General features: G+C 72.0%; 16 protein-coding genes. 6 read left to right on the top strand and 10 right to left on the bottom strand.

What is annotated here, in order from left to right:
- Positions 1-137 precede the first annotated feature (137 nt).
- The 10 genes from ACIBW6_RS00080 to ACIBW6_RS00035 all read right to left on the bottom strand — a co-directional run bounded on the left by ACIBW6_RS00080 (position 138) and on the right by ACIBW6_RS00035 (position 11,089).
- Positions 138-1,136, bottom strand: a complete 999-nt coding sequence (locus ACIBW6_RS00080; RefSeq protein ID WP_399054805.1) for a sugar phosphate isomerase/epimerase family protein — start codon at positions 1,134-1,136, stop codon at positions 138-140.
- A gap of 14 nt (positions 1,137-1,150) precedes the next feature.
- Entirely contained in the window at positions 1,151-2,380 is a 1,230-nt protein-coding gene (locus ACIBW6_RS00075; protein ID WP_399054803.1) for a Gfo/Idh/MocA family protein, read from the bottom strand.
- A gap of 55 nt (positions 2,381-2,435) precedes the next feature.
- Positions 2,436-3,485: a substrate-binding domain-containing protein gene (locus ACIBW6_RS00070; protein WP_399054801.1), complete on the bottom strand. Its 1,050-nt coding sequence runs from the start codon at positions 3,483-3,485 to the stop codon at positions 2,436-2,438.
- Between the two features lie 39 nt (positions 3,486-3,524).
- Positions 3,525-4,535 (bottom strand): ABC transporter permease, encoded by a 1,011-nt coding sequence (locus ACIBW6_RS00065; RefSeq protein ID WP_399054799.1) that lies wholly within the window; start codon positions 4,533-4,535, stop codon positions 3,525-3,527.
- A 145-nt stretch (positions 4,536-4,680) separates the two neighbouring features.
- Positions 4,681-6,168 (bottom strand): sugar ABC transporter ATP-binding protein, encoded by a 1,488-nt coding sequence (locus tag ACIBW6_RS00060; RefSeq protein ID WP_399056337.1) that lies wholly within the window; start codon positions 6,166-6,168, stop codon positions 4,681-4,683.
- A gap of 124 nt (positions 6,169-6,292) precedes the next feature.
- Complete coding sequence (locus tag ACIBW6_RS00055) at positions 6,293-7,474, bottom strand: ROK family protein (RefSeq protein WP_399054797.1); 1,182 nt, start codon at positions 7,472-7,474, stop codon at positions 6,293-6,295.
- Between the two features lie 223 nt (positions 7,475-7,697).
- Positions 7,698-8,375, bottom strand: coding sequence for a GntR family transcriptional regulator (locus tag ACIBW6_RS00050; RefSeq protein WP_399054795.1), 678 nt, complete (start codon positions 8,373-8,375; stop codon positions 7,698-7,700).
- A 181-nt stretch (positions 8,376-8,556) separates the two neighbouring features.
- On the bottom strand, positions 8,557-9,504 hold the full coding sequence (locus tag ACIBW6_RS00045) for a beta-ketoacyl-ACP synthase III (protein ID WP_399054793.1): 948 nt from the start codon (positions 9,502-9,504) through the stop codon (positions 8,557-8,559).
- Positions 9,505-9,633: 129 nt separating this feature from the next.
- The gene (locus tag ACIBW6_RS00040) at positions 9,634-9,774 is read right to left on the bottom strand and encodes a hypothetical protein (protein ID WP_399054791.1); all 141 of its coding nucleotides are present in this window, start codon (positions 9,772-9,774) and stop codon (positions 9,634-9,636) included.
- Complete coding sequence (locus tag ACIBW6_RS00035; RefSeq protein WP_399054789.1) at positions 9,737-11,089, bottom strand: OFA family MFS transporter; 1,353 nt, start codon at positions 11,087-11,089, stop codon at positions 9,737-9,739. The genes ACIBW6_RS00040 and ACIBW6_RS00035 overlap by 38 nt, the downstream gene beginning before the upstream one ends.
- 260 nt (positions 11,090-11,349) lie before the next feature.
- On the opposite strand from ACIBW6_RS00035, the gene ACIBW6_RS00030 reads away from it, so the two are divergent.
- The 6 genes from ACIBW6_RS00030 to ACIBW6_RS00005 all read left to right on the top strand — a co-directional run bounded on the left by ACIBW6_RS00030 (position 11,350) and on the right by ACIBW6_RS00005 (position 19,937).
- Entirely contained in the window at positions 11,350-12,330 is a 981-nt protein-coding gene (locus ACIBW6_RS00030) for a 2-dehydropantoate 2-reductase (RefSeq protein ID WP_399054787.1), read from the top strand.
- The gene (locus tag ACIBW6_RS00025; protein WP_399054785.1) at positions 12,327-14,267 is read left to right on the top strand and encodes a molybdopterin oxidoreductase family protein; all 1,941 of its coding nucleotides are present in this window, start codon (positions 12,327-12,329) and stop codon (positions 14,265-14,267) included. Before ACIBW6_RS00030 ends, ACIBW6_RS00025 begins: the two co-directional genes overlap by 4 nt.
- Before the next feature lie 21 nt (positions 14,268-14,288).
- On the top strand, positions 14,289-16,133 hold the full coding sequence (locus ACIBW6_RS00020; RefSeq protein ID WP_399054783.1) for an NADH-ubiquinone oxidoreductase-F iron-sulfur binding region domain-containing protein: 1,845 nt from the start codon (positions 14,289-14,291) through the stop codon (positions 16,131-16,133).
- On the top strand, positions 16,130-16,990 hold the full coding sequence (locus ACIBW6_RS00015) for a 2Fe-2S iron-sulfur cluster-binding protein (RefSeq protein ID WP_399054780.1): 861 nt from the start codon (positions 16,130-16,132) through the stop codon (positions 16,988-16,990). Before ACIBW6_RS00020 ends, ACIBW6_RS00015 begins: the two co-directional genes overlap by 4 nt.
- Before the next feature lie 7 nt (positions 16,991-16,997).
- Positions 16,998-17,855, top strand: a complete 858-nt coding sequence (gene fdhD / locus ACIBW6_RS00010) for a formate dehydrogenase accessory sulfurtransferase FdhD (protein ID WP_399054778.1) — start codon at positions 16,998-17,000, stop codon at positions 17,853-17,855.
- A gap of 243 nt (positions 17,856-18,098) precedes the next feature.
- Positions 18,099-19,937: an exo-alpha-sialidase gene (locus ACIBW6_RS00005; protein WP_399054776.1), complete on the top strand. Its 1,839-nt coding sequence runs from the start codon at positions 18,099-18,101 to the stop codon at positions 19,935-19,937.
- Positions 19,938-20,027 lie beyond the last annotated feature (90 nt).

Below are 20,027 nucleotides of genomic sequence, written 5' to 3'. Positions count from 1 at the left end.
GCCGTCACCCCGGAGGCGTGTGTGACAGGGACGTTAACTCCGTTTGTCCGGGCCGAACAGCCCTTGCGTCACAACTGGTTCAGCTTTTTCCCAGTGCAGGACAAAGGCGTTCGGCCGGTCGGACGGAGGAGCCGGAATCAGCTGTTGAACGCGGCGTCGAAGGACGCCGACGGGGGCTCGAAGTCGAGCTTGCGCAGGTGGCTCAGCGCCTCGGGGGCGCCCTGGAGCCGGTCCATGCCGGCGTCCTCCCACTCCACCGAGACCGGCCCCTGGTAGTCGATCGAGCGGAGCATCCGGAAGACGTCCTCCCACGGCACGTCGCCGTGGCCCGCGGAGACGAAGTCCCAGCCGCGGCGCGGGTCACCCCACGGCAGGTGGGAGCCGAGGCGCCCGTTGCGCCCGTCGAGGCGGCGCCGGGCCTCCTTGCAGTCGACGTGGTAGATCCGGTCACGGAAGTCCCACAGGAAGCCGACCGGGTCGAGGTCCTGCCACACGAAGTGCGAGGGGTCGAAGTTGAGGCCGAAGGCCGGCCGGTGGCCGACCGCCTCCAGCGCCTTGTGCGTCGTCCAGTAGTCGTACGCGATCTCGCTGGGGTGCACCTCGTGGGCGAAGCGCACGCCTTCCGCGTCGAAGACGTCGAGGATCGGGTTCCAGCGCGCGGCGAAGTCCTCGTAGCCGCGCTCGATCATCGCCTCGGGCGCGGGTGGGAACATGGCGACCAGGTGCCAGATCGACGAGCCGGTGAAGCCGATGACGGTGTCGACGCCGAAGGCCGCGGCCGCGCGCGCCGTGTCCGCGATCTCGGCGGCGGCGCGCTGCCGTACGCCCTCGCCGTCGCCGTCGCCCCAGATCCGGGCGGGCAGGATCGCCTCGTGGCGTTCGTCGATGATGGCGTCGCAGACGGCCTGGCCGACGAGGTGGTTGGAGATCGCCCAGCATTTGAGGCCGTAGCGGTCGAGCAGCGCGTGGCGGCCCTTGACGTAGTCGGGGTCGGCGAGCGCCTTGTCGACCTCGAAGTGGTCTCCCCAGCAGGCGAGTTCGAGGCCGTCATAGCCGAAGTCGCGGGCCAGGCGGCAGACCTCTTCGAGCGGGAGATCCGCCCATTGACCGGTGAACAGGGTGAACTGGCGAGGCATGGTCGGGGGCCTCCTCAGGCCGGGACAGGGGTGTACACGGAGTTCTTCGCCGCGCTCTCCTCGACCGCCGCGAGGACGCGCTGGACCTGCAGGCCGTCGGCGAACGAGGGCGAGGGCGCGGTGTGCCCGGCGATGGCGTGGACGAGGTCGCGGGCCTGGTGGACGAAGGTGTGCTCGTAGCCGAGGCCGTGGCCCGGCGGCCACCAGGCCTCCAGGTAGGGGTGCTGCGGTTCGGTGACGAGGATGCGGCGGAAGCCGGCGCTGACACCGGGTTCGGTCTGGTCGTGGAAGAAGAGTTCGTTCAGCCGCTCCAGGTCGAAGGCGAGCGAGCCGCGCTCCCCGTTCAGTTCGACCTTCAGGGCGTTCTTGCGGCCGGTCGCGAAGCGCGTCGCCTCGAAGGAGGCGAGGGCGCCGGAGGAGAAGCGGCCGGTGAAGACGGCCGCGTCGTCGACGGTGACGGGCCCCGACTCGCCTCCCCCGGTGCCCGAGAGACCGGTCGAGGCACCGGCGAGCAGGGGGCGTTCGCGCACGAAGGTCTCGGTGAGCGCGGAGACGCCGGCCACCGGCTCGCCCGCCAGGTACTGGGCGAGGTCGACGGCGTGCGCGCCCAGGTCGCCGAGGGCGCCGGAGCCCGCGTACGCCTTCTGCAGCCGCCAGGTCAGCGGGAAGGCGGGGTCGACGAGCCAGTCCTGGAGGTAGCTGACCCGCACGTGCCGCAGGGTGCCGACGCGGCCGTCGGCGACCATGCGGCGGGCGAGGGCGATGGCGGGCACCCGCCGGTAGTTGAAGCCCGTCATCGCCACCTGGCCGCGGGCGGCGGCCAGTTCGGCCACCTCGGTCATCGCCTCCGCCTCCTCGACGGAGTTGGCGAGGGGTTTCTCGCACAGCACGTGCTTGCCCGCTTCGAGCGCCGCGACGGCGATCTCGGCGTGGCTGTCGCCGGGCGTGCAGATGTCGACGAGGTCGACGTCGTCCCGCTCGATGAGCGCCCGCCAGTCGGTCTCGGCGGCGGCCCAGCCGAGCCGGTCGGCCGCGGCGCGCACCGCCGCGCCGTCCCGGCCGCAGACCGCGGCGAGCCGGGGGGTGAGCGGCAGGTCGAAGACCCGGCCCGCGGTGCGCCACCCCTGCGAGTGGGCGGCGCCCATGAAGGCGTAGCCGACCATGCCGACGCCCAGGACCGGCTTCACCTCGCTCTCGTCGTCGCCCGTAACCGGAGTCGTCGTACCCGTGCTGCTGCCTGCCATGCGGAGGTCCTCCTCGTCCACGCGGTGATCGCCCGATGCCTGGTACCGGCGCCGGTCACTTGAAGCCGGTCGGCAGGTACTTGTCGACGTTGTCCTTGTCGACGACCGCGGAGAACAGGGTCACGTGGGCGGGGATCTCGAACTCGGCCATGCCGCTGATGCCCTTGCCCTGGCCGAGCGCGCGGGCCAGGTCGATGGCGGAGGCGGCCATGGTGGGCGGGTACAGGACGGTGGCCTTCAGGACGCTGTCGTCGGCCTCGATGGCCTGCATGGCGGAGAGGGCGCCCGCGCCGCCGACCATCAGGAAGCCGTCGCGGCCCGCCTGCTTGATGGCGCGCAGCGCGCCGACGCCCTGGTCGTCGTCGTGGTTCCACATGGCGTCGAAGCTCTTCTGCGCCTGGAGCAGCTGGGCCATCTTGGCCTGGCCGGACTCGACGGTGAAGTCGGCGGCCTGCCGGGCGACCTTCTCGATGTTCGGGTAGTTCTTCAGGGCGTCGTCGAAGCCCTGGGTGCGCTGCTTGGTGAGTTCGAGGTTGTCGATGCCGGCCAGCTCGATGACCTTGGCGTTCTTCTTGTCCTTGAGCTTCTCGCCGATGTAGTTGCCGGCGCTCAGGCCCATGCCGTAGTTGTCGCCGCCGACCCAGCAGCGGTAGGCCTGCGGGGTGTTGAAGATGCGGTCGAGGTTGACGACGGGGATGCCGGCGCGCATCGCCTTGAGGCCGACCTGGGTCAGCGCCTTGCCGTCGGCGGGCAGCACGACGAGGACGTCGACCTTCTTGTTGATGAGCGTCTCGACCTGGCCGATCTGCGCGGCGGTGTCGTTCGAGCCCTCGGTGGCTTCGAGGGTGACGTCCGAGTACTTCTTCGCCCGCTCCTTGGCGTTGTCGTTGATGGCGTTGAGCCAGCCGTGGTCGGCCTGCGGGCCGGCGAAGCCGATGGTGACCTGCTTGCCGGGTTTGTCGTCGGCGACCGGCTGGTCGGCGGCCTTGCTGCTGTCGCCCTTGTCGCTGGGCTCGTTGCTGGTGCAGGCCGTGAGCAGGCCGCCTGCGGTGACGGCTGCTGCCGCGCCGAACAGGAGTCCTCTGCGGCTCGTGGTCTCTGGCATGACGTCGTCCCTTTCCGGGGCTGAACGGGGCTGAGGAGATCAGGAATGCGTGTTCGCTGTGCGTCGCTGGACCAGGACCGCGGCGACGATGATCGCGCCCTTGGCGATCTCCTGGACGTCGCTCTGGAGGTTGTTCAGCGCGAAGATGTTGGTGATCGTGGTGAAGATCAGGACACCGAGGACGGAGCCGACGATGGTGCCGCGGCCGCCGGTGAGGAGGGTGCCGCCGATGATGGCGGCGGCGATGGCGTCCAGTTCGTACAGGTTGCCGTTGGTGTTCTGGCCCGAGCCGGCCAGCACGATCAGCAGGAAGGCCGCGATGCCGCAGCACAGGCCGGAGAGCAGGTACAGGTAGAGCCGCTGGCGGCGGACGTCGATGCCGGCGAGCCGGGCGGCCTCCGCGTTGCCGCCGACCGCCACCGAGCGGCGGCCGAAGGTGGTGCGGTTGAGCACCAGCCAGCCGATGACCGTGACGGCGGCGAAGACGAGGACGAGCGGCGGGATGCCGAGGAGGTAGGAGTCCCGCTCGCCGAGCTTCAACACGCTGTCCACGTCGACCACTTGGGTCTTGCCGTCGGTGATCTGCAGCGCGAGGCCGCGGCCCGACGCGAGCATCGCGAGGGTGGCGATGAAGGGGACCATGCCGCCGTACGCGATGAGGACGCCGTTGACGAGGCCGCAGCCGACGCCGACGACGACGGCGGTGAACAGGATGCCGAGGAAGCCGTACTCCTGGGTGGCGACGGTCGTGGCCCAGCAGCTGGCCAGGGCGACGATCGCGCCGACGGAGAGGTCGATGCCGCCGGAGATGATCACGAAGGTCATGCCGACGGTGACCACGCCGATGACGGAGGCCTGGGTCAGGATCAGCTGGACGTTGTCGGTGTCCAGGAAGGAGTCCGGCTGGGTGATGCCGCCGACCACGACGAGGACGGCGAGCACGCCGAGCAGGGAGAGCGTGCGGACGTCCCAGCGGACGGCCTTGACGGTCCTGGGGGCGGCAGCGCGCTGGGGCTCCGCCGGGCGGGTTGGGGTGGCGGGCTGCGTCATGACGCCGGGGTCCCTTCTGGTCGGGGGTGTCTGTGCGGCCGGGCTCGTGTATGGGCGTGCCGCTCGCCGTGCGACGGATGCATTGCGTCGAGTGCGCGTCGTACGTGGCTGAGCGCGCCGTACCCCGCGCCCCTTTCGGGGCTCTTCATGCCGGGGCCCCTTCCATGACCAGGTCCAGGACCCGGTGTTCCGTCAGGTCCGTCGCCGGGGCCTCGTGCACGACGCTGCCCTCCCGCAGCACCAGGACGCGGTCGGCGAGGCCCAGGACCTCGGGGACCTCGCTGGAGACGAGGAGGACGGCGAGGCCCTCGTCGGCGAGGCGGCGGATGACCGCGTAGAGCTCGGCGCGGGCGCCGACGTCGACGCCGCGGGTCGGCTCGTCCAGGAGCAGGACCTTGCAGCCGCGCAGCAGCCAGCGGGCCAGCACGGCCTTCTGCTGGTTGCCGCCGGAGAGGGTGCGGACCGGGACGGCGGGGTTGTCGGGACGCAGCGACAGCTCGCGGGTGGCCTGGTGCGCGGCCTTGTTCTCCCGTCCCCGGTCGACCCAACCCCCGTACGAGAAGCGGGACATGGAGGAGACGGAGACGTTGCGGGTGACGGACTCCAGCATCAGCAGGCCCTGCGCCTTGCGCTCCTCGGGCGCGAGGCCGAGTCCCGCGCGGACCGCGGCGCGGACGCTGCCCGGCCGCAGGGTCCGGCCCTCGACGCTGACCTGCCCGGTCGTCGCCTTGCGGGCGCCGTAGATCGTCTCCAGGATCTCGGAGCGGCCCGAGCCGACCAGTCCGGCGAGGCCGACGATCTCGCCGGGCCGCACGTCGAGGTCGAGTGGCGCGAACTCGCCGTCGCGGGAGAGGCCGCGCACCCGCAGCACCGGTTCGGCGGTGGCGATGCCGGCCGGGCGGTCGGGGAAGACGTACTCGACGTTGCGGCCCGTCATCAGGGCCACCACGTCGCGGGTCGGGGTGTCCTTGGCGGGCAGCCCGCCGGCGACGGCGCGGCCGTCCTTGAGGACGGTGACCCGGTCGCCGATCCGGCGGATCTCCTCCAGGCGGTGCGAGATGTAGACGACGGCGACGCCCTCCGCGGTGAGGCCGGCGACGATCCGGAAGAGGTTGTCGACCTCGTCCGGGTCGAGCGCCGCGGAGGGTTCGTCCATGACGATGAGCCTGACGTCGTGCGAGAGGGCGCGGGCCATCGAGACGATCTGCTGTCCGGCCGCGGAGAGGTCCCCCACCAGGGTGCCGGGGGCGATCTCGCCGTGGCCGAGCCGCTTCAGCAGGGCGGCCGTGGCCGCTCTCGCGTCCCGTCCCCTGACGACGAACCCGGCGGAGGTCGGCTCGTGGCCGAGGAAGACGTTCTCCGCCACCGACAGGCCCTCGACCAGGTCGAGTTCCTGGTAGATGGTGGCGATGCCGAGGCGCATCGCGGCGATCGGCGAGCGCAGGGAGACGCTCTCGCCGCGCCAGGTGATGGTGCCCTCGTCGGGCTGGTGGGCACCGGCGAGGACCTTGATGAGCGTGGACTTTCCCGCGCCGTTCTGACCGAGCAGGCAGTGCACCTCGCCGGCCTGGACCTGGAGGTCCACCCCGTCGAGGGCGCGGACGCCGGGGAACGATTTGGTGATGCCGTGCATGGTGAGCAGCGGTGGTTCTGGTGCCGAAAGTGCCATGGCGGTTCCCCTAGCAGCGGGTGCGGGCCGGTTTCAGGGCAGGGCAGAGCAGTGCGCCGTACTGAGTGACGTGGTGGAGCCGGGTGTTCTACGCGGGTGAGAACAGGTGGTCGCTGATCAGGCGGGCGCCGCCGATGACTCCGGCGGCGGGGCCCAGTTCGCCCAGGACGATGGGCAGGTTGCCGGTCGCCAGGGGCAGCGACTGGCGGTAGACCTGGGTGCGCAGGGCGGCGAGCAGGGTGTGGCCGAGGCCGGTGACCCCGCCGCCGATGACGACCAGGCCCGGGTTGAAGAAGCTGACGAGTGAGGCGATGACCTGGCCGGTGCGGTTGCCGCCGTCGCGGATGAGGTCGAGGGAGGTCCCGTCACCGGCGGCCGCGGCCACCGCGACGTCGGCGGCGCTGAGCTTCCCGGCCGCCTCCAGGCGTCCGGCGAGCTCGGGCGAGCGTCCGTCGCGGGCGGCCTCCTCGGCGTCGCGGGCGAGCGCCGCGCCGCTGAAGTAGGCCTCCAGGCAGCCCTTGTTGCCGCAGGCGCACTGCCTGCCGTCGGGCTCGACCTGGATGTGCCCGATGTCGCCGGCCGAGCCGGTCGTGCCGCGGTAGACCTCGCCGCCGACGACGATGCCGCAGCCGATACCGGTGCCGATCTTGACGCAGAGGAAGTCGCGCGCGGAGCGGGCGACGCCCGCGTGCTGCTCCCCCACGGCCATCAGGTTCACGTCGTTGTCGACCATGACCGGGCAGCCCAGCTCCTGGCTGAGTGCCTCGCGGACCGGGAAGCCGTCCCAGCCGGGCATGATCGGCGGGGCGACCGGGACGCCCTCGGGGAAGCGGACGGGACCGGGCACGCCGATGCCCGCTCCGTCGAACCCCTCGGCGAGTCCGGAGGCCCGCAACTTCGCTGCCATGGCGAGTACTTGCTCGAAGACCGCGACCGGCCCCTCGCGTACGTCCATCGGCTGGGTGATGTGCCCGAGCACCTCCAGCTCGGCGTTGGTGACGGCGACGTCGACCGAGGTCGCCCCGATGTCGACGCCGAGGAAGCGGAGTTCGGGGGCGAGCCGGATGTTGTGGGAGCGGCGGCCGCCGCGCGAGGCGGCGAGTCCGTCGGCGACCACGAGTCCGGTCTCCAGGAGGCGGTCCACCTCGACGGCCAGCTTCGAGCGCGACAGGTCGATCTGGTCGCCCAGCTGGGCCCGGGAGTTGGGGCCTCCGTCGCGCAGCAGGCGCAGCAGGCGCGCCTGGTGCGCGTTGGCGGGTCGAGCGGTCATGCGTCTCACGTGCCCCTCCCCGCCTCATCGGGCTCCGGTGGACCGACGGCTCCCCTGTCGGTCCAGTCGGCCGGTTCGTGGCCGGTGGTGCTTTCGGCCACTCCTTCTTTCGATGGGGAACGTAGCAGTGCCTGCCGGGCGTGGGAAGAAGTTACGCAGGAATTGCCTATGACTTTCTCCAGCCACAGGACAAAGCTCGGGCCGGCCCGGCCCCGCGGGGGTCTCAGTCCTGGTTGCGGTGGTGGTAGGTCTCGCGGGTGTGCTCGGTGTGCGCGCGCATCACGGCGGTCGCGCGCGCCTCGTCGCGGGCCGAGATCGCCGCGATGAGTTCGCGGTGCTCGATCCAGGACTGCTTGCCGCGCTGGCGGGCGACGGGCTGGTAGTACCAGCGGACGCGGGCGTCGACCTGGCCGGCGAGTTCGGCCAGGACCACGTTGCCCGCGAGCTCCATGACCGTGGCGTGGAACTCGGCGTTCGTCGCGACGACCACGTCCACGTCCCCGTCGGCGACGGCCTGCTCGCCCCGGGCACAGAGGGCTTCCAGGGCGGCGATGCCGGTCTTGCCCGCGTTGGCCGCGGCGAGCCGGGCGGCCTCGGCCTCCAGCAGCGTACGGACGGTGAGGAGTTGGTCGGCCTCCTCCTCCGTCGGCTCGTGCACGAAGGCGCCCTGGGCCGGGCGCAGGTCCACCCACCCCTCGGTGTTCAGCCGCTGCAGCGCCTCGCGGACCGGCTGGCGCGAGACCCCGAGGTGACCGGCCAGCTCGCTCTCGACCAGGTGCTGGCCGGGCTGGAGGGCCCGGGTCGTGATGAGGGCGAGCAGCGCCTCGTAGACCCGCTCGCGCAGCGGGCCCGGGCGCTCCAGCTTGGGCACCGCCCCCTGCGGCAGTCCTGTGGACAACATCGCGGTCCCCCTCCTGGGCTTCGGAGCAGCAGGCAAGCCGATTCCGGATCCGGATCCAGTGTCCACGGCCCACCGACGTCGGCCCGGTGCGGAACACTCGATTGTCTTTGGAATACAGTTTACCGAGCACAATCGCCACCACCAGGGGCAGTTGGCCTCGTCACATCCCGCGCCCCCCGCATTACGGACAGCGCACGACCTGGCCGGCGTACGAGAGGTTCCCGCCGAAGCCGAAGAGGAGGGCGGGCGCGCCGCTGGGCAGTTCGCCCCGTTCGATCAGCTTGGACAGGGCCATGGGGATGCTCGCGGCGGAGGTGTTGCCGGAGTCGACGACGTCCTTGGCGACCACCGCGTGGACCGCGCCGATCTTCTCGGCGAGGGGCTCGATGATCCGCAGGTTGGCCTGGTGCAGGACGACGGCGGCGAGGTCGGCGGGGGTGAGCCCGGCCCGCTCGCAGGCCTGGCGGGCGAGCGGCGGCAGCTGCCGCGTCGCCCAGCGGTAGACGGACTGGCCCTCCTGGGCGAAGCGCGCGGGCTCGCCCTCGATCCGTACGGCGTTGCCCATCTCGGGGACCGAGCCCCACAGGACGGGGCCGATGCCGGGCTCCTCGCCGTCGGCGCAGGACTCGACGACGACCGCGCCCGCCCCGTCGCCGACCAGGACGCAGGTGGTGCGGTCGGTCCAGTCGGTGACGGCCGACATCTTGTCGGCGCCGATGACGAGCGCGCGGGTGGCCGCGCCGGCCCGCAGGGTGTGGTCGGCGGTGGCGAGGGCGTGGGTGAAGCCGGCGCAGACGACGTTCAGGTCGAGCGCGGCCGGGGACGGGACGCCGAGCCGGTGGGCGACGCGGGCCGCCGTGTTCGGCGAGCGGTCGACGGCGGTGGAGGTGGCGACGACGACCAGGTCGATGGCGTCGGCGGTCAGGCCCGCCGCCGCCAGCGCCTTGGCGGCGGCGTGCGCGGCGAGCTCGTCGACCGGTTCGTCGGGGCCCGCGATGTGCCGGGTGCGGATGCCGACCCGCGAGCGGATCCACTCGTCGTCGGTGTCGACCAGGCCCGCCAGGTCCTCGTTGGTGAGGATCCGGGCGGGCTGGTAGTGACCGATGCCGACGATGCGCGAACCGTTCATGGTGGTCCCCTCGTAGTGCTGGCCCGCCCCCGTGCGAGCCGCGGACGTACCAGTCTGCTCAGCGACCGGCGGGTAGGAGGTGACGTATGCAACAGGATTGTGGTGTCTCGGTTGGAGACTTCCGACCGATCAGCCCGTGAACAGCTGTGTGGCCTTTTGCACCAGTTCGTACAGTCCGTAGGCGAGCGGCGCCCCCACCCACAGCCAGGCGAGGGCGATCAGGCCCCGGCGCCTAGGCGGGCTGCTGGTGGTCGCGGTCGGCGGTGTCATCGGCGGACTCCCTGGGGGCGGGGACGTGGTGGCGGGCGTGGACGGGCCGGACGAGCTCGTTGGCGACGAAGCCGACGACCAGCAGGCCGATCATGATCGTGAACGACAGGCCGTAGAGGGAGGAGCCGTGTTTGCCGGCGTCCTCCTGGCTGTCGGAGACCCAGTTGACGATGAGCGGGCCGAGGACGCCGGCCAGGGACCAGGCGGTGAGCAGCCGGCCGTGGATGGCGCCCACCTGGTAGGTGCCGAAGAGGTCCTTCAGGTACGCGGGTGCCGTCGCGAAGCCGCCTCCGTAGAAGGAGAGGATCACCAGGGCGCAGAGCACGAACAGCGGCTTGGAGGCGTCGCCGTAGAGGGCGATGAGGAGGTACATCAGGGCGCCCGCGCCGAGGTAGAGGCGGTAGACGTTCTTGCGGCCCATGAGGTCGGAGGCGGAGGACCAGCCGATGCGGCCGGCCATGTTCGCGGCGGAGAGCAGGGCGACGAACCCCGCCGCCGCGCTTGCCGTGACCGGGGTGCTGGAGTCCTGGAAGAAGTCCGTGATCATCGGTGCGGCTTTTTCGAGGATGCCGATGCCCGCGGTCACGTTCATGCACAGGACCAGCCACAGGCACCAGAACTGGGGGGTGCGGATGGCCTGTTTCGCTGATACCTGCGGGCCGGTGGGGGTTGCTGTCCGCGCGGTTCCCCGCGCCCCTGACGGGGCACTCCGGTCCCCCGGCACTCGTACCAGGAGCACGCCCAGCGTCATGAAGACGGCGTAGACCAGGCCGTGCACCAGGAACGCCAGGGCGATGCCGCCGCTGTCCGCGCCGAAGGACTCCAGCATCTGCGCGCTCCACGGTGACGCGATGAGCGCGCCGCCCCCGAAGCCCATGATCGCGATGCCGGTGGCCATGCCGGGCCGGTCGGGGAACCACTTGATCAGGGTGGAGACCGGCGAGATGTAGCCGATGCCGAGGCCGATGCCGCCGACGAAGCCGTAGCCGAGGACGATCAGCCAGTACTGCTCGGTGGCGGCGCCGAGGGCGGAGAGCAGGAAGCCCGAGGAGAAGCAGACGAGCGCGACGGTCATCGCCCAGCGCGGGCCGTTGCGCTCGACGAGCGTGCCGCCGAACGCCGCGGACAGGCCGAGCATCACGATGCCGAGCTGGAACGGCAGCGCGCTCTGGGTGCCGCTCAGGTCCAGGGCCGATTCGAGGGGTGGTTTGAAGACGCTCCAGGCGTAGGCCTGGCCGATGGAGAGATGGACCGAGAGGGCGGCGGGCGGTACGAGCCAGCGGCTCCAGCCGGTCGGTGCGACGGGGGGCCTCATGATCAGGAACGGTAGGCAGCGGCAGGGGTGTTGGGAAGGGGCAGGACGGCACGACCTACAGAATCCGTCGACGGTATGCAATGACGGCGACGCCCCCGCGAGGACTCGGTGGGCGAGGACGCGAGCCGGTGCGCGGAGTCTTGTCGGCCCAACTTCCATACTGTAGACAATATTCCATCGACAGTCTCCGCTTCTTTCCGGACCGCCACTGCCCGTGCGAGCGGGGCGGAGCCGGACCCCCGACCGGACGGAGCCAGCCAGTGAAGGTCGCAGTCCTCGGCGCCGGAGCGATCGGCGCCTATGTCGGAGCCGCGCTGCACCGCGCGGGCGCCGACGTCCATCTCGTCGCCCGTGGACCGCACTTGGCGGCCATGAGGCGCAGCGGTGTCCAGGTCCTCAGCCCCCGCGGCGACTTCACCGCGCGGGCACACGCCACCGACGACCCGGCCGAGATCGGGCCCGTCGACTACGTGTTCCTCGGCCTGAAGGCCAACTCCTATGCCGCCTGCGGGCCGTTGCTCGCACCTCTGCTGCACGAGCGCACCGCGGTGGTCGCGGCCCAGAACGGCATCCCCTGGTGGTACTTCCACGGGCACGGCGGCCCGCACGACGGGCACCGGCTCGACAGCGTCGACCCGGGCGGGGCGGTGAGCGCGGTGCTCGCCCCCGAGCGGGCGGTCGGCTGCGTCGTCTACGCCGCCACGGAGCTGGCGGCGCCGGGAGTCGTCCGCCACCTGGAAGGGACGCGGTTCTCCGTCGGGGAGCCGGACCGCTCGGTGTCGGCACGCTGCACCGCGTTCAGCGACGCCATGCGGGCGGGCGGCCTGAAGTGCCCCGTCGAGCCCGACCTGCGCGCCGACATCTGGATCAAACTGCTCGGCAACATCTCCTTCAACCCGATCAGCGCCCTGGCCCGCGCCACGATGCGGCAGATGTGCCTGCACGGCGGCGTGCGGCGGGTCATCGAGATCATGATGACCGAGACCCTCGCCGTCGCCGCGGCCCTCGGCTGCACGCCCGGCGTCTCCGTCCAGCGCCGCCTGGCCGGGGCCGAGCGCGTCGGCGACCACCGCACCTCCACCCTCCAGGACCTGGAGCGCGGAAAGCCCCTGGAACTGGACGTGCTGCTGGCCGCCGTCGTGGAGCTGGCGGAGATCACCGGCGTCGAGGTGCCCACGCTGCGCACCGTGCACGCCCTCTCGGACCTGCTCGCCCACGGCATGAGGAGGGACGCCGCATGAAGCAGAAGCGGCGCGACCGCACCCCGAGGACCTACACCCGGCTGACCCACCCGCTGGTGCGCGAGACACCGGGCGACCGCACCTCGCCGCTGCGGCGGGCCACCTGGGACGAGGCCCTCACCGCGGCGGCCGACGGCTTCCGCCGCACCCGCGCGGAGCACGGCCCGGACGCCTTCGCCATGCTGTCCTGCGCCCGCGCCACCAACGAGATGAACTTCGTGGCACAGAAGTTCACCCGGGTCGTCATGGGCACGAACAACGTCGACTCCTGCAACCGCACGTGCCACGCGCCGAGCGTCGCCGGCCTGTCCGCGGTGTTCGGCTCGGGCGGCGGCACCTCCTCGTACGCGGAGGTCGAGCAGACCGACCTCATCGTCATGTGGGGCTCCAACGCCCGCTTCGCGCACCCGATCTTCTTCCAGCACGTCCTGAAGGGCATCCGCAACGGAGCCCGGATGTACGCCGTCGACCCGCGCCGCACCTCCACCGCCGAGTGGGCGGAGAGCTGGCTCGGCCTGAACGTCGGCACCGACATCCCGCTCGCGCACGCCGTCGCCCGGGAGATCATCGCGGCCGGCCTGCACAACAAGGCGTTCGTGGCGCGCGCGACGACCGGCTTCGAGGAGTTCAAGGCGCTCGTCGAGCCGTGGACGCTGTCGCTCGCGGAGAAGGTGACCGGCGTGCCCGCTGCCGCGATCCGCGACCTCGCGCACGCCTACGCGCGGGCCGAACGCGCCCAACTGTGCTGGACGCTGGGGATCACCGAGCACCACAACGGCACCGACAACGTCCGCGCGCTCATCAACCTGTCGCTGCTGACCGGGCACGTCGGCCGGTACGGCGCCGGGGTGCAGCCGCTGCGCGGGCAGAACAACGTGCAGGGCGGCGGCGACATGGGCGCCATCCCCAACAAGCTGCCCGGATTCCAGGACCTCCTCGACGACGGCCACCGGCGCAAGTTCGAGCGGGCGTGGGACACGGTGATCCAGCCGCGGCACGGACTGACGCTCACCGACATGTTCGAGGCGATGGAGCACGGCCGGCTGCACGCCGTCTACTGCATCGGCGAGAACCCCGCGCAGTCCGAGGCCGACAGCGAGCAGGCCACGCGCCGGCTCGCCGCCCTCGACCACCTCGTGGTCCAGGACATCTTCCTGACCAGGACCGCCGAGCTGGCCGACGTGGTGCTGCCCGCGACGGCCGCCTGGGCGGAGACCGACGGCACGACGACCAACAGCGAGCGGCGCGTGCAGCGCGTGCGCGCCGCGCTCACCCCGCCCGGCGAGGCCCGGGAGGACATCGACATCCTCTGCGACCTGGCCGCGCGCCTGGGCCACGACTGGAAGTACGCGGACGCCGAGGCCGTCTGGAACGAGCTGCGGGCCCTGTCCCCGGACCACTTCGGCATGACCTACGACCGGCTCGCGCACCACCAGGGGCTCCAGTGGCCCTGCCCCGACGTGGACGAACTGCCCGCCTCGTACCTGCACGGCCGGCTGTGGGAGACCGACCCGGCGCGGCGCGGGCCGCTCGCCGCCTTCGGGCTCGTCGAGCACGACCCGCCGGTCGACCTGACCGACGAGGCGTACCCGATCCGGCTGACGACCGGGCGCCGGCTCGACTCGTACAACACCGGGGTGCAGAGCGGCGGGTTCGCCTCGCCACTGCGCCGCGGCGAGTACGTCGAGCTGTGCCCGGAGGACGCCGAGCGGTACGGGGTCGCCGTCGGCGAGGAGGTACGGGTCTCGTCCCGGCGCGGCGTGGTGACGGCGCCGGTCTGGGTCGATCCGGGGCTCCGTCCCGGGCTCGCCTTCATGACCATGCACTTCCCCGACGAGGTGGACACCAACGCGCTGACGATCGAGGCGAACTGCCCGATCGCGGGGACGGCGGAGTTCAAGGCGTCGGCGATCCGGATCGAGAAGCTGACCGCGTGAGCGGAGAAGGGCCGGGCCACCGTGGATCTGCGCTTCGGTGACAGCAAGCCGACGGACGAGGAACGGGCGGCGGTCGACGCGCTGCTCGGGCCGCCGGAGTCCGCGTGGGAGGGGGCCGACGACCGCTCCGACGCGGATCTGCGGTGGGCGCGGGGCGGGCGGGCCGCCCGTGAGCGGCGGGATCTGCTGCTGCCGGGGCTGCACGCGGTCAACGACCGGGTGGGGTGGATCAGCCCCGGTGCGCTGGACTACCTATGCCGAAGGCTGACGGTGCCTCCGGCCGAGGCGTACGGGGTGGCGACGTTCTACGCCATGTTCTCGGTGCGGGAGCGGCCTGCGAGCGTGCTTCACGTGTGTACGGATCTTGCGTGCGCCCGGGTGGGGGGTGCGGAGTTGTGCGACTCGGCGCAAGATCGCGTCGGGCCCGATGTGCAGGTCGCGGAGTCGCCGTGTCTCGGGTTGTGTGAGCGGGCGCCGGCCGCGCTGCTGGTGAAGGCCGGTGTGCCCTGTTCCGCCGCGCCCCTCGCACTGTCACGGGGCTCTGCCCCGGACCCCGCTCCTCAATCGCCGGAGGGGCTCGATCTTCCCGGTCCGCTCGCCGACGCGACGGCCTCGGCGCCGCCCGGAATCCCTCAAGCGGGCGACCCCGGGCTCGTCCTCCTCAAGCGTGTCGGCCGCGTCGACCCCGCCTCCCTCGACGACTACCGGGCCGCCGGCGGGTACACCGCGCTGCGCCGCGCCTTCGCCATCGGGCCCGCCGCCGTCATCCGGGAGGTGACGGAGGCGGGGCTCGTGGGGCGGGGCGGGGCCGCGTTCCCGACGGGGCGCAAGTGGCAGGCGACCGCCGCCCAGCCGGACGGGCCGCACTACCTCGTCTGCAACGCCGACGAGTCCGAGCCGGGCACCTTCAAGGACCGCGTCGTGATGGAGGGCGACCCGTACGCGCTCGTCGAGTCGATGACGGTCGCGGCGTACGCGACGGGCGCGCGGCACGGCTACCTGTATCTGCGCGGCGAGTACCCGCTCGCGCTGACCCGGATGCGTCATGCCGTCGAACAGGCCCGGCTGCGGGGTCTGTTGGGCGAGGACATCCTCGGCCACGGCTTCTCCTTCGACATCGAGATCCGGCGCGGCGCCGGCGCCTACATCTGCGGTGAGGAGACCGCGCTGTTCAACTCCATCGAGGGGTACCGGGGCGAGCCGCGCTCCAAGCCGCCGTTCCCCGTCGAGAAGGGCCTGTTCGGCAAGCCGACGGCCGCCAACAACGTCGAGACGCTCATCAACGTCCTGCCGATCCTCACCATGGGAGCGCGGGCGTACGCGGCGACGGGGACCGGGCAGTCGACGGGGCCCAAGCTGTTCTGCGTCTCCGGCGCCGTCGAGCGGCCCGGTGTCTACGAGCTGCCCTTCGGGGCGACGCTCGGCGAACTGCTCGCCCTCGCCGGTACCGCGGGGCCTCTGCGGGCGGTCCTGCTCGGCGGGGCCGCGGGCGGGTTCGTCCGCCCCGACGAGCTGGACATCCCGCTCACCTTCGAGGGGACCCGGGCCGCGGGCACCACGCTCGGCTCCGGCGTGGTGATGGCCTTCGACGACGCGCTGCCGCTGCCGCGCGTCCTGCTGCGCATCGCCCAGTTCTTCCGCGAGGAGTCCTGCGGGCAGTGCGTGCCGTGCCGGGTGGGCACCGTGCGCCAGCAGGAGGCACTGCACCGCATCGCCGAGAAGAGGGGCATCGAGGCCGACGACGACATCGCCCTGCTGCGCGAGGTGGGGCGCACCATGAAGGACGCCTCGATCTGCGGTCTGGGCCAGACCGCGTGGAACGCCATCGAGTCCGCCATCGACCGCCTGGGGGCGTACGCGTCATGACCGCTGTCGAGCTGGGCATCCCCCGGCGCCTGCTGGAGTTCACCCTCGACGGGCAGCCCGTGCGCGCGGCCGAGGGGTCGACGATCCTCGACGCCTGCCGCGCCGCCGGGAAGGACGTGCCGACCCTGTGCCAGGGGGACACGCTGACGCCCAAGAACGCCTGCCGGGTGTGTGTCGTGGAGGTCGAGGGGGCGCGCACCCTCGTGCCCGCGTGCTCCCGCAAGGCCGAGCCGGGCATGGCGGTGCGCACGGACACCGAGCGTGCCCGGCACAGCCGCAAGGTCGTCCTGGAACTGCTCGCCTCCTCGGTCGACATGTCGACGACACCGCAGGTCGCCACCTGGCTGAAGGAGTACGGCGCGGAGCCGGGCCGGTTCGGCCCGGACGCGGAGCGGCTCGGCGAACAACCGCGGATCGACAACGACCTCTACGTCCGCGACTACGGCAAGTGCATCCTCTGCTACAAGTGCGTCGACGCCTGCGGCGACCAGTGGCAGAACACCTTCGCGATCGCGGTCGCCGGGCGCGGCTTCGACGCCAGGATCGCCGTCGAGCAGGACGCGCCGCTGACCGACTCGGCCTGTGTGTACTGCGGCAACTGCATCGAGGTGTGTCCGACGGGCGCGCTGTCGTTCAAGTCGGAGTTCGACATGCGGGCGGCGGGCACCTGGGACGAGTCGGCGCAGTCGGAGACGGTGACGGTGTGCGCGTACTGCGGAGTCGGCTGCAACCTCACGCTGCACGTGCAGGACAATGAGATCGTGAAGGTCACGTCACCGCACGACAACCCGGTGACGCACGGCAACCTCTGCATCAAGGGCCGCTTCGGCTACCAGCACGTACAGAACCGGGACTGATCAGGACATGGGACGAGTCACGGAACGGCGCAAGGTGATCCGGATCAGGGACGGGCGGGTCTCGGTCCGGCCGGACACCCTCGTCGCCGAGGAGCCGCTGGAGATCCGGCTGAACGGCAAGCCGCTGGCCATCACCATGCGCACGCCCGGTGACGACTTCGCGCTCGCCGCGGGCTTCCTCGTCAGCGAGGGCGTGCTCGGCGCCGCCGACGAGCTGCAGTCCATCGTCTACTGCGCCGGGGCGACGCAGGACGGCTCGAACACGTACAACGTGGTGGACGTGCGCACGGCCCCCGGGGTCGCGCTGCCCGACATCACGCTGGAGCGCAACGTCTACACGACCTCGTCCTGCGGGCTGTGCGGCAAGGCGAGCCTCGACGCGGTGCGCACCACGGCCCGCTTCGCCCTCGCCGACTCTCCGCCGGTCCGGCTCTCGCCCGAGCTGCTCGCGGCGCTGCCCGGCCGGCTCCGCGAGGACCAGCGCGTCTTCGAGCGGACCGGCGGGCTGCACGCGGCGGCCCTCTTCGACGAGGAGGGCCGGCTCGTCGACATACGGGAGGACGTGGGCCGGCACAACGCGGTCGACAAGCTCGTCGGCCGCGCCTTGCAGAGCGGCGACCTGCCGCTGTCGCGGTCGGTCCTCATGGTGTCGGGCCGGGCCTCGTTCGAGTTGGCGCAGAAGGCCGTCATGGCGGGCATCCCGGTGCTCGCCGCGGTCTCCGCGCCGTCCTCGCTCGCCGTCGACCTGGCCGCCGAGACGGGGCTGACGCTGATCGGCTTCCTGCGGGGCTCCTCCATGAACGTGTACGCGGGTGAACACCGGGTCGCCCTGGAGGCCGAGCCGGCCGCCACGCACCACGGCTGATCCGGACCCGTTCCCCGCGCCACGGCGGCGGGGACCCGGACCGGCGGGGAGCGCCCCCTGCGCCGGCCGGGCCCCCACGCCGCCGGGCGCCCGCCTGCCTCCGCCAGGTGGCCCAGACCCCGGCCCCTGATCCCCTGATGCACGCTTCTTGTGGGGTGGCGAACGGCCCCAGTAGCGTCGGTGGCGCATACGTTGGACGTGGGATGTCCGGATGTCCGTATGACCCGAAGAGAGGGACGCGCCATGCGACGAAGAACCGTCCGCGCACGTCTGAGATCGGTGGTGGCGGCGCTCGCCGTCGCCACGGCACTGCCCGCCACGGTGACCGCGCAGGCCGCCACCGCGGCGGAACCGGCGCCGCCCTTCGAACAGCAGGTGCTGTTCAAGGCGGCCCAGGATCCCGGTTACGCCTGCTACCGCATCCCCGCCGTCGTCACGACGGTGAAGGGGACGCTGCTGGCCTTCGCCGAAGGCCGTACGAACGACTGCTCGGACGCCGGTGACATAGACCTCGTGGTCAAGCGGTCCGAGGACGGCGGCCGGACGTGGTCGCCGCTCCAGATCGTCAACGAGGGCGCAGGCGACACGCACGGCAACCCGGCGCCGATCGTCGACCGGCGCACCGGCCGCATCGTCCTCGCGGAGACGTACAACACGGGACGCACGGACGGCGGCAACTGCGCCATACCGTGTGACCGCACCCCGCACCTGCAGTACAGCGACGACGACGGCCGCACCTGGTCCGCGCCGCGCGACCTGAGCGCCGAACTGCTGCCCCCCGACTTCAACTCCTGGTACGCGACCGGGCCCGTGCACGGCGTCCAGCTCACCCGGGGCCGCCACCGCGGACGCCTCGTCTTCACCGTCAACGCCGAGACGTGGAACGGCAGCCGGATCAGCGCCAACCACGCCGCGCTGATGATCAGCGACGACCACGGCGCGCACTGGCGGATCGGCGCGAAGGACACCTGGCCGATCGCGATGGACGGCACGTTCCGGCAGAAGCCGTCCGAGATGACGCTCGCGGAGCGCCCCGACGGCACCCTCTACGTCAGCGGGCGCGAACAGGACGGCACCGACCTCGGCCACCGCACGCACGCGGTGAGCCGGGACGGCGGCGAGTCGTTCACCGGGCCCTTCACCGCGATCCCGGACCTGTACGCGCCCCAGGTGCAGTGCTCGGTGCTGCCCGTCGGCCCGGGCGGGCGGCGGCTGCTGCTCGGCTGCCCGGGCGATCCGGACCGGCGGCGCACGATGACGATCAGGTCCTCCTACGACGGCGGCCGCACCTGGGACACCTTCGACCGCAGCACCGTCGTGACCACGGACTGGTCGGGCTACTCGGACCTGGTGCAGGCCGACGGGGACCATGTGGGCCTGATGTACGAGGGCGGCGCGGTCGACGCGCGGGACGAGATCCGTTTCGCCCGGTTCACGCTCGACTGGCTGAAGGAGCGCCGCGGCGCCGACTCGCGGACGACCGACCTGGCCTGGGGCGCGCGCCCCGCCGCCGTCCTCGGCGGGCCCGCCGTGACGGACGGCGCGGTCGGGCGGGCGCTGTCGTTCGACGGGACGGACGACGCGGTCCGGCTGCCGTACCGGCCGCAACTCGCGCTGGGCGAAAGGGACTTCACCGCTTCACTGCGGTTCAGGTACACGGCGACGCGGGGTGAGCAGCCGTTCCTGTGGATGGGTGGCATAGGGACCACCCAGCCCCAGGTGTGGGTGCGGGGCGAGCCCGCGTCGAACCGGATCACCGGGCTCATCACCGTGCGGGACGGCGCGGGCGCCCCGCGGTCGGTGTCGGTCAGCAGCGCCTCCGCGTACAACGACGGGGCGTGGCACCAGCTGGAACTGCGCCGTGCCGACGGCCGGTTGACGCTCAGCGTCGATGGGGCGGTGGTCAGGAGCGCGCCGGACGTGCCCGGCTCGGTGAGCCGGAACTCGCCGTTCGGTGTGCACGTGGGGCAGCGGATGGACAGCCGGGCGTATCTCACCGGCGACCTCGACGACGTACGCGTCACCTCGGCCGGCCGGTCGGTGCTCTGGCTGCCGCTGGACCGGGTGTACGCCAGGCTCTAGGGCGTGTTTTGAAAGTCCCGTCGTCCGCCCGAAGGGCGGGCCCCGCGGCGTCCGGTGCGTGCGATCGCAAGGCGCCGGAGCGTCCTAATA

Source organism: Streptomyces sp. NPDC049813, assembly GCF_044465085.1.
Taxonomy (GTDB): domain Bacteria; phylum Actinomycetota; class Actinomycetes; order Streptomycetales; family Streptomycetaceae; genus Streptomyces.
Note: the sequence above shows the minus strand (reverse complement) of the source record. Positions and strands in the feature narration are given on the sequence as shown.

Bases quoted from the DNA above. Each gene is read 5' to 3' on its own strand.
- ACIBW6_RS00080 (WP_399054805.1), bottom strand. From the start codon at position 1,136: ATGCCTCGCCAGTTCACCCTGTTCACCGGTCAATGGGCGGATCTCCCG.
- ACIBW6_RS00075 (WP_399054803.1), bottom strand. From the start codon at position 2,380: ATGGCAGGCAGCAGCACGGGTACGACGACTCCGGTTACGGGCGACGAC.
- ACIBW6_RS00070 (WP_399054801.1), bottom strand. From the start codon at position 3,485: ATGCCAGAGACCACGAGCCGCAGAGGACTCCTGTTCGGCGCGGCAGCA.
- ACIBW6_RS00065 (WP_399054799.1), bottom strand. From the start codon at position 4,535: ATGACGCAGCCCGCCACCCCAACCCGCCCGGCGGAGCCCCAGCGCGCT.
- ACIBW6_RS00060 (WP_399056337.1), bottom strand. From the start codon at position 6,168: ATGCACGGCATCACCAAATCGTTCCCCGGCGTCCGCGCCCTCGACGGG.
- ACIBW6_RS00055 (WP_399054797.1), bottom strand. From the start codon at position 7,474: ATGACCGCTCGACCCGCCAACGCGCACCAGGCGCGCCTGCTGCGCCTG.
- ACIBW6_RS00050 (WP_399054795.1), bottom strand. From the start codon at position 8,375: ATGTTGTCCACAGGACTGCCGCAGGGGGCGGTGCCCAAGCTGGAGCGC.
- ACIBW6_RS00045 (WP_399054793.1), bottom strand. From the start codon at position 9,504: ATGAACGGTTCGCGCATCGTCGGCATCGGTCACTACCAGCCCGCCCGG.
- ACIBW6_RS00040 (WP_399054791.1), bottom strand. From the start codon at position 9,774: ATGACACCGCCGACCGCGACCACCAGCAGCCCGCCTAGGCGCCGGGGC.
- ACIBW6_RS00035 (WP_399054789.1), bottom strand. From the start codon at position 11,089: ATGAGGCCCCCCGTCGCACCGACCGGCTGGAGCCGCTGGCTCGTACCG.
- ACIBW6_RS00025 (WP_399054785.1), top strand. From the start codon at position 12,327: ATGAAGCAGAAGCGGCGCGACCGCACCCCGAGGACCTACACCCGGCTG.
- ACIBW6_RS00015 (WP_399054780.1), top strand. From the start codon at position 16,130: ATGACCGCTGTCGAGCTGGGCATCCCCCGGCGCCTGCTGGAGTTCACC.
- fdhD (WP_399054778.1), top strand. From the start codon at position 16,998: ATGGGACGAGTCACGGAACGGCGCAAGGTGATCCGGATCAGGGACGGG.
- ACIBW6_RS00005 (WP_399054776.1), top strand. From the start codon at position 18,099: ATGCGACGAAGAACCGTCCGCGCACGTCTGAGATCGGTGGTGGCGGCG.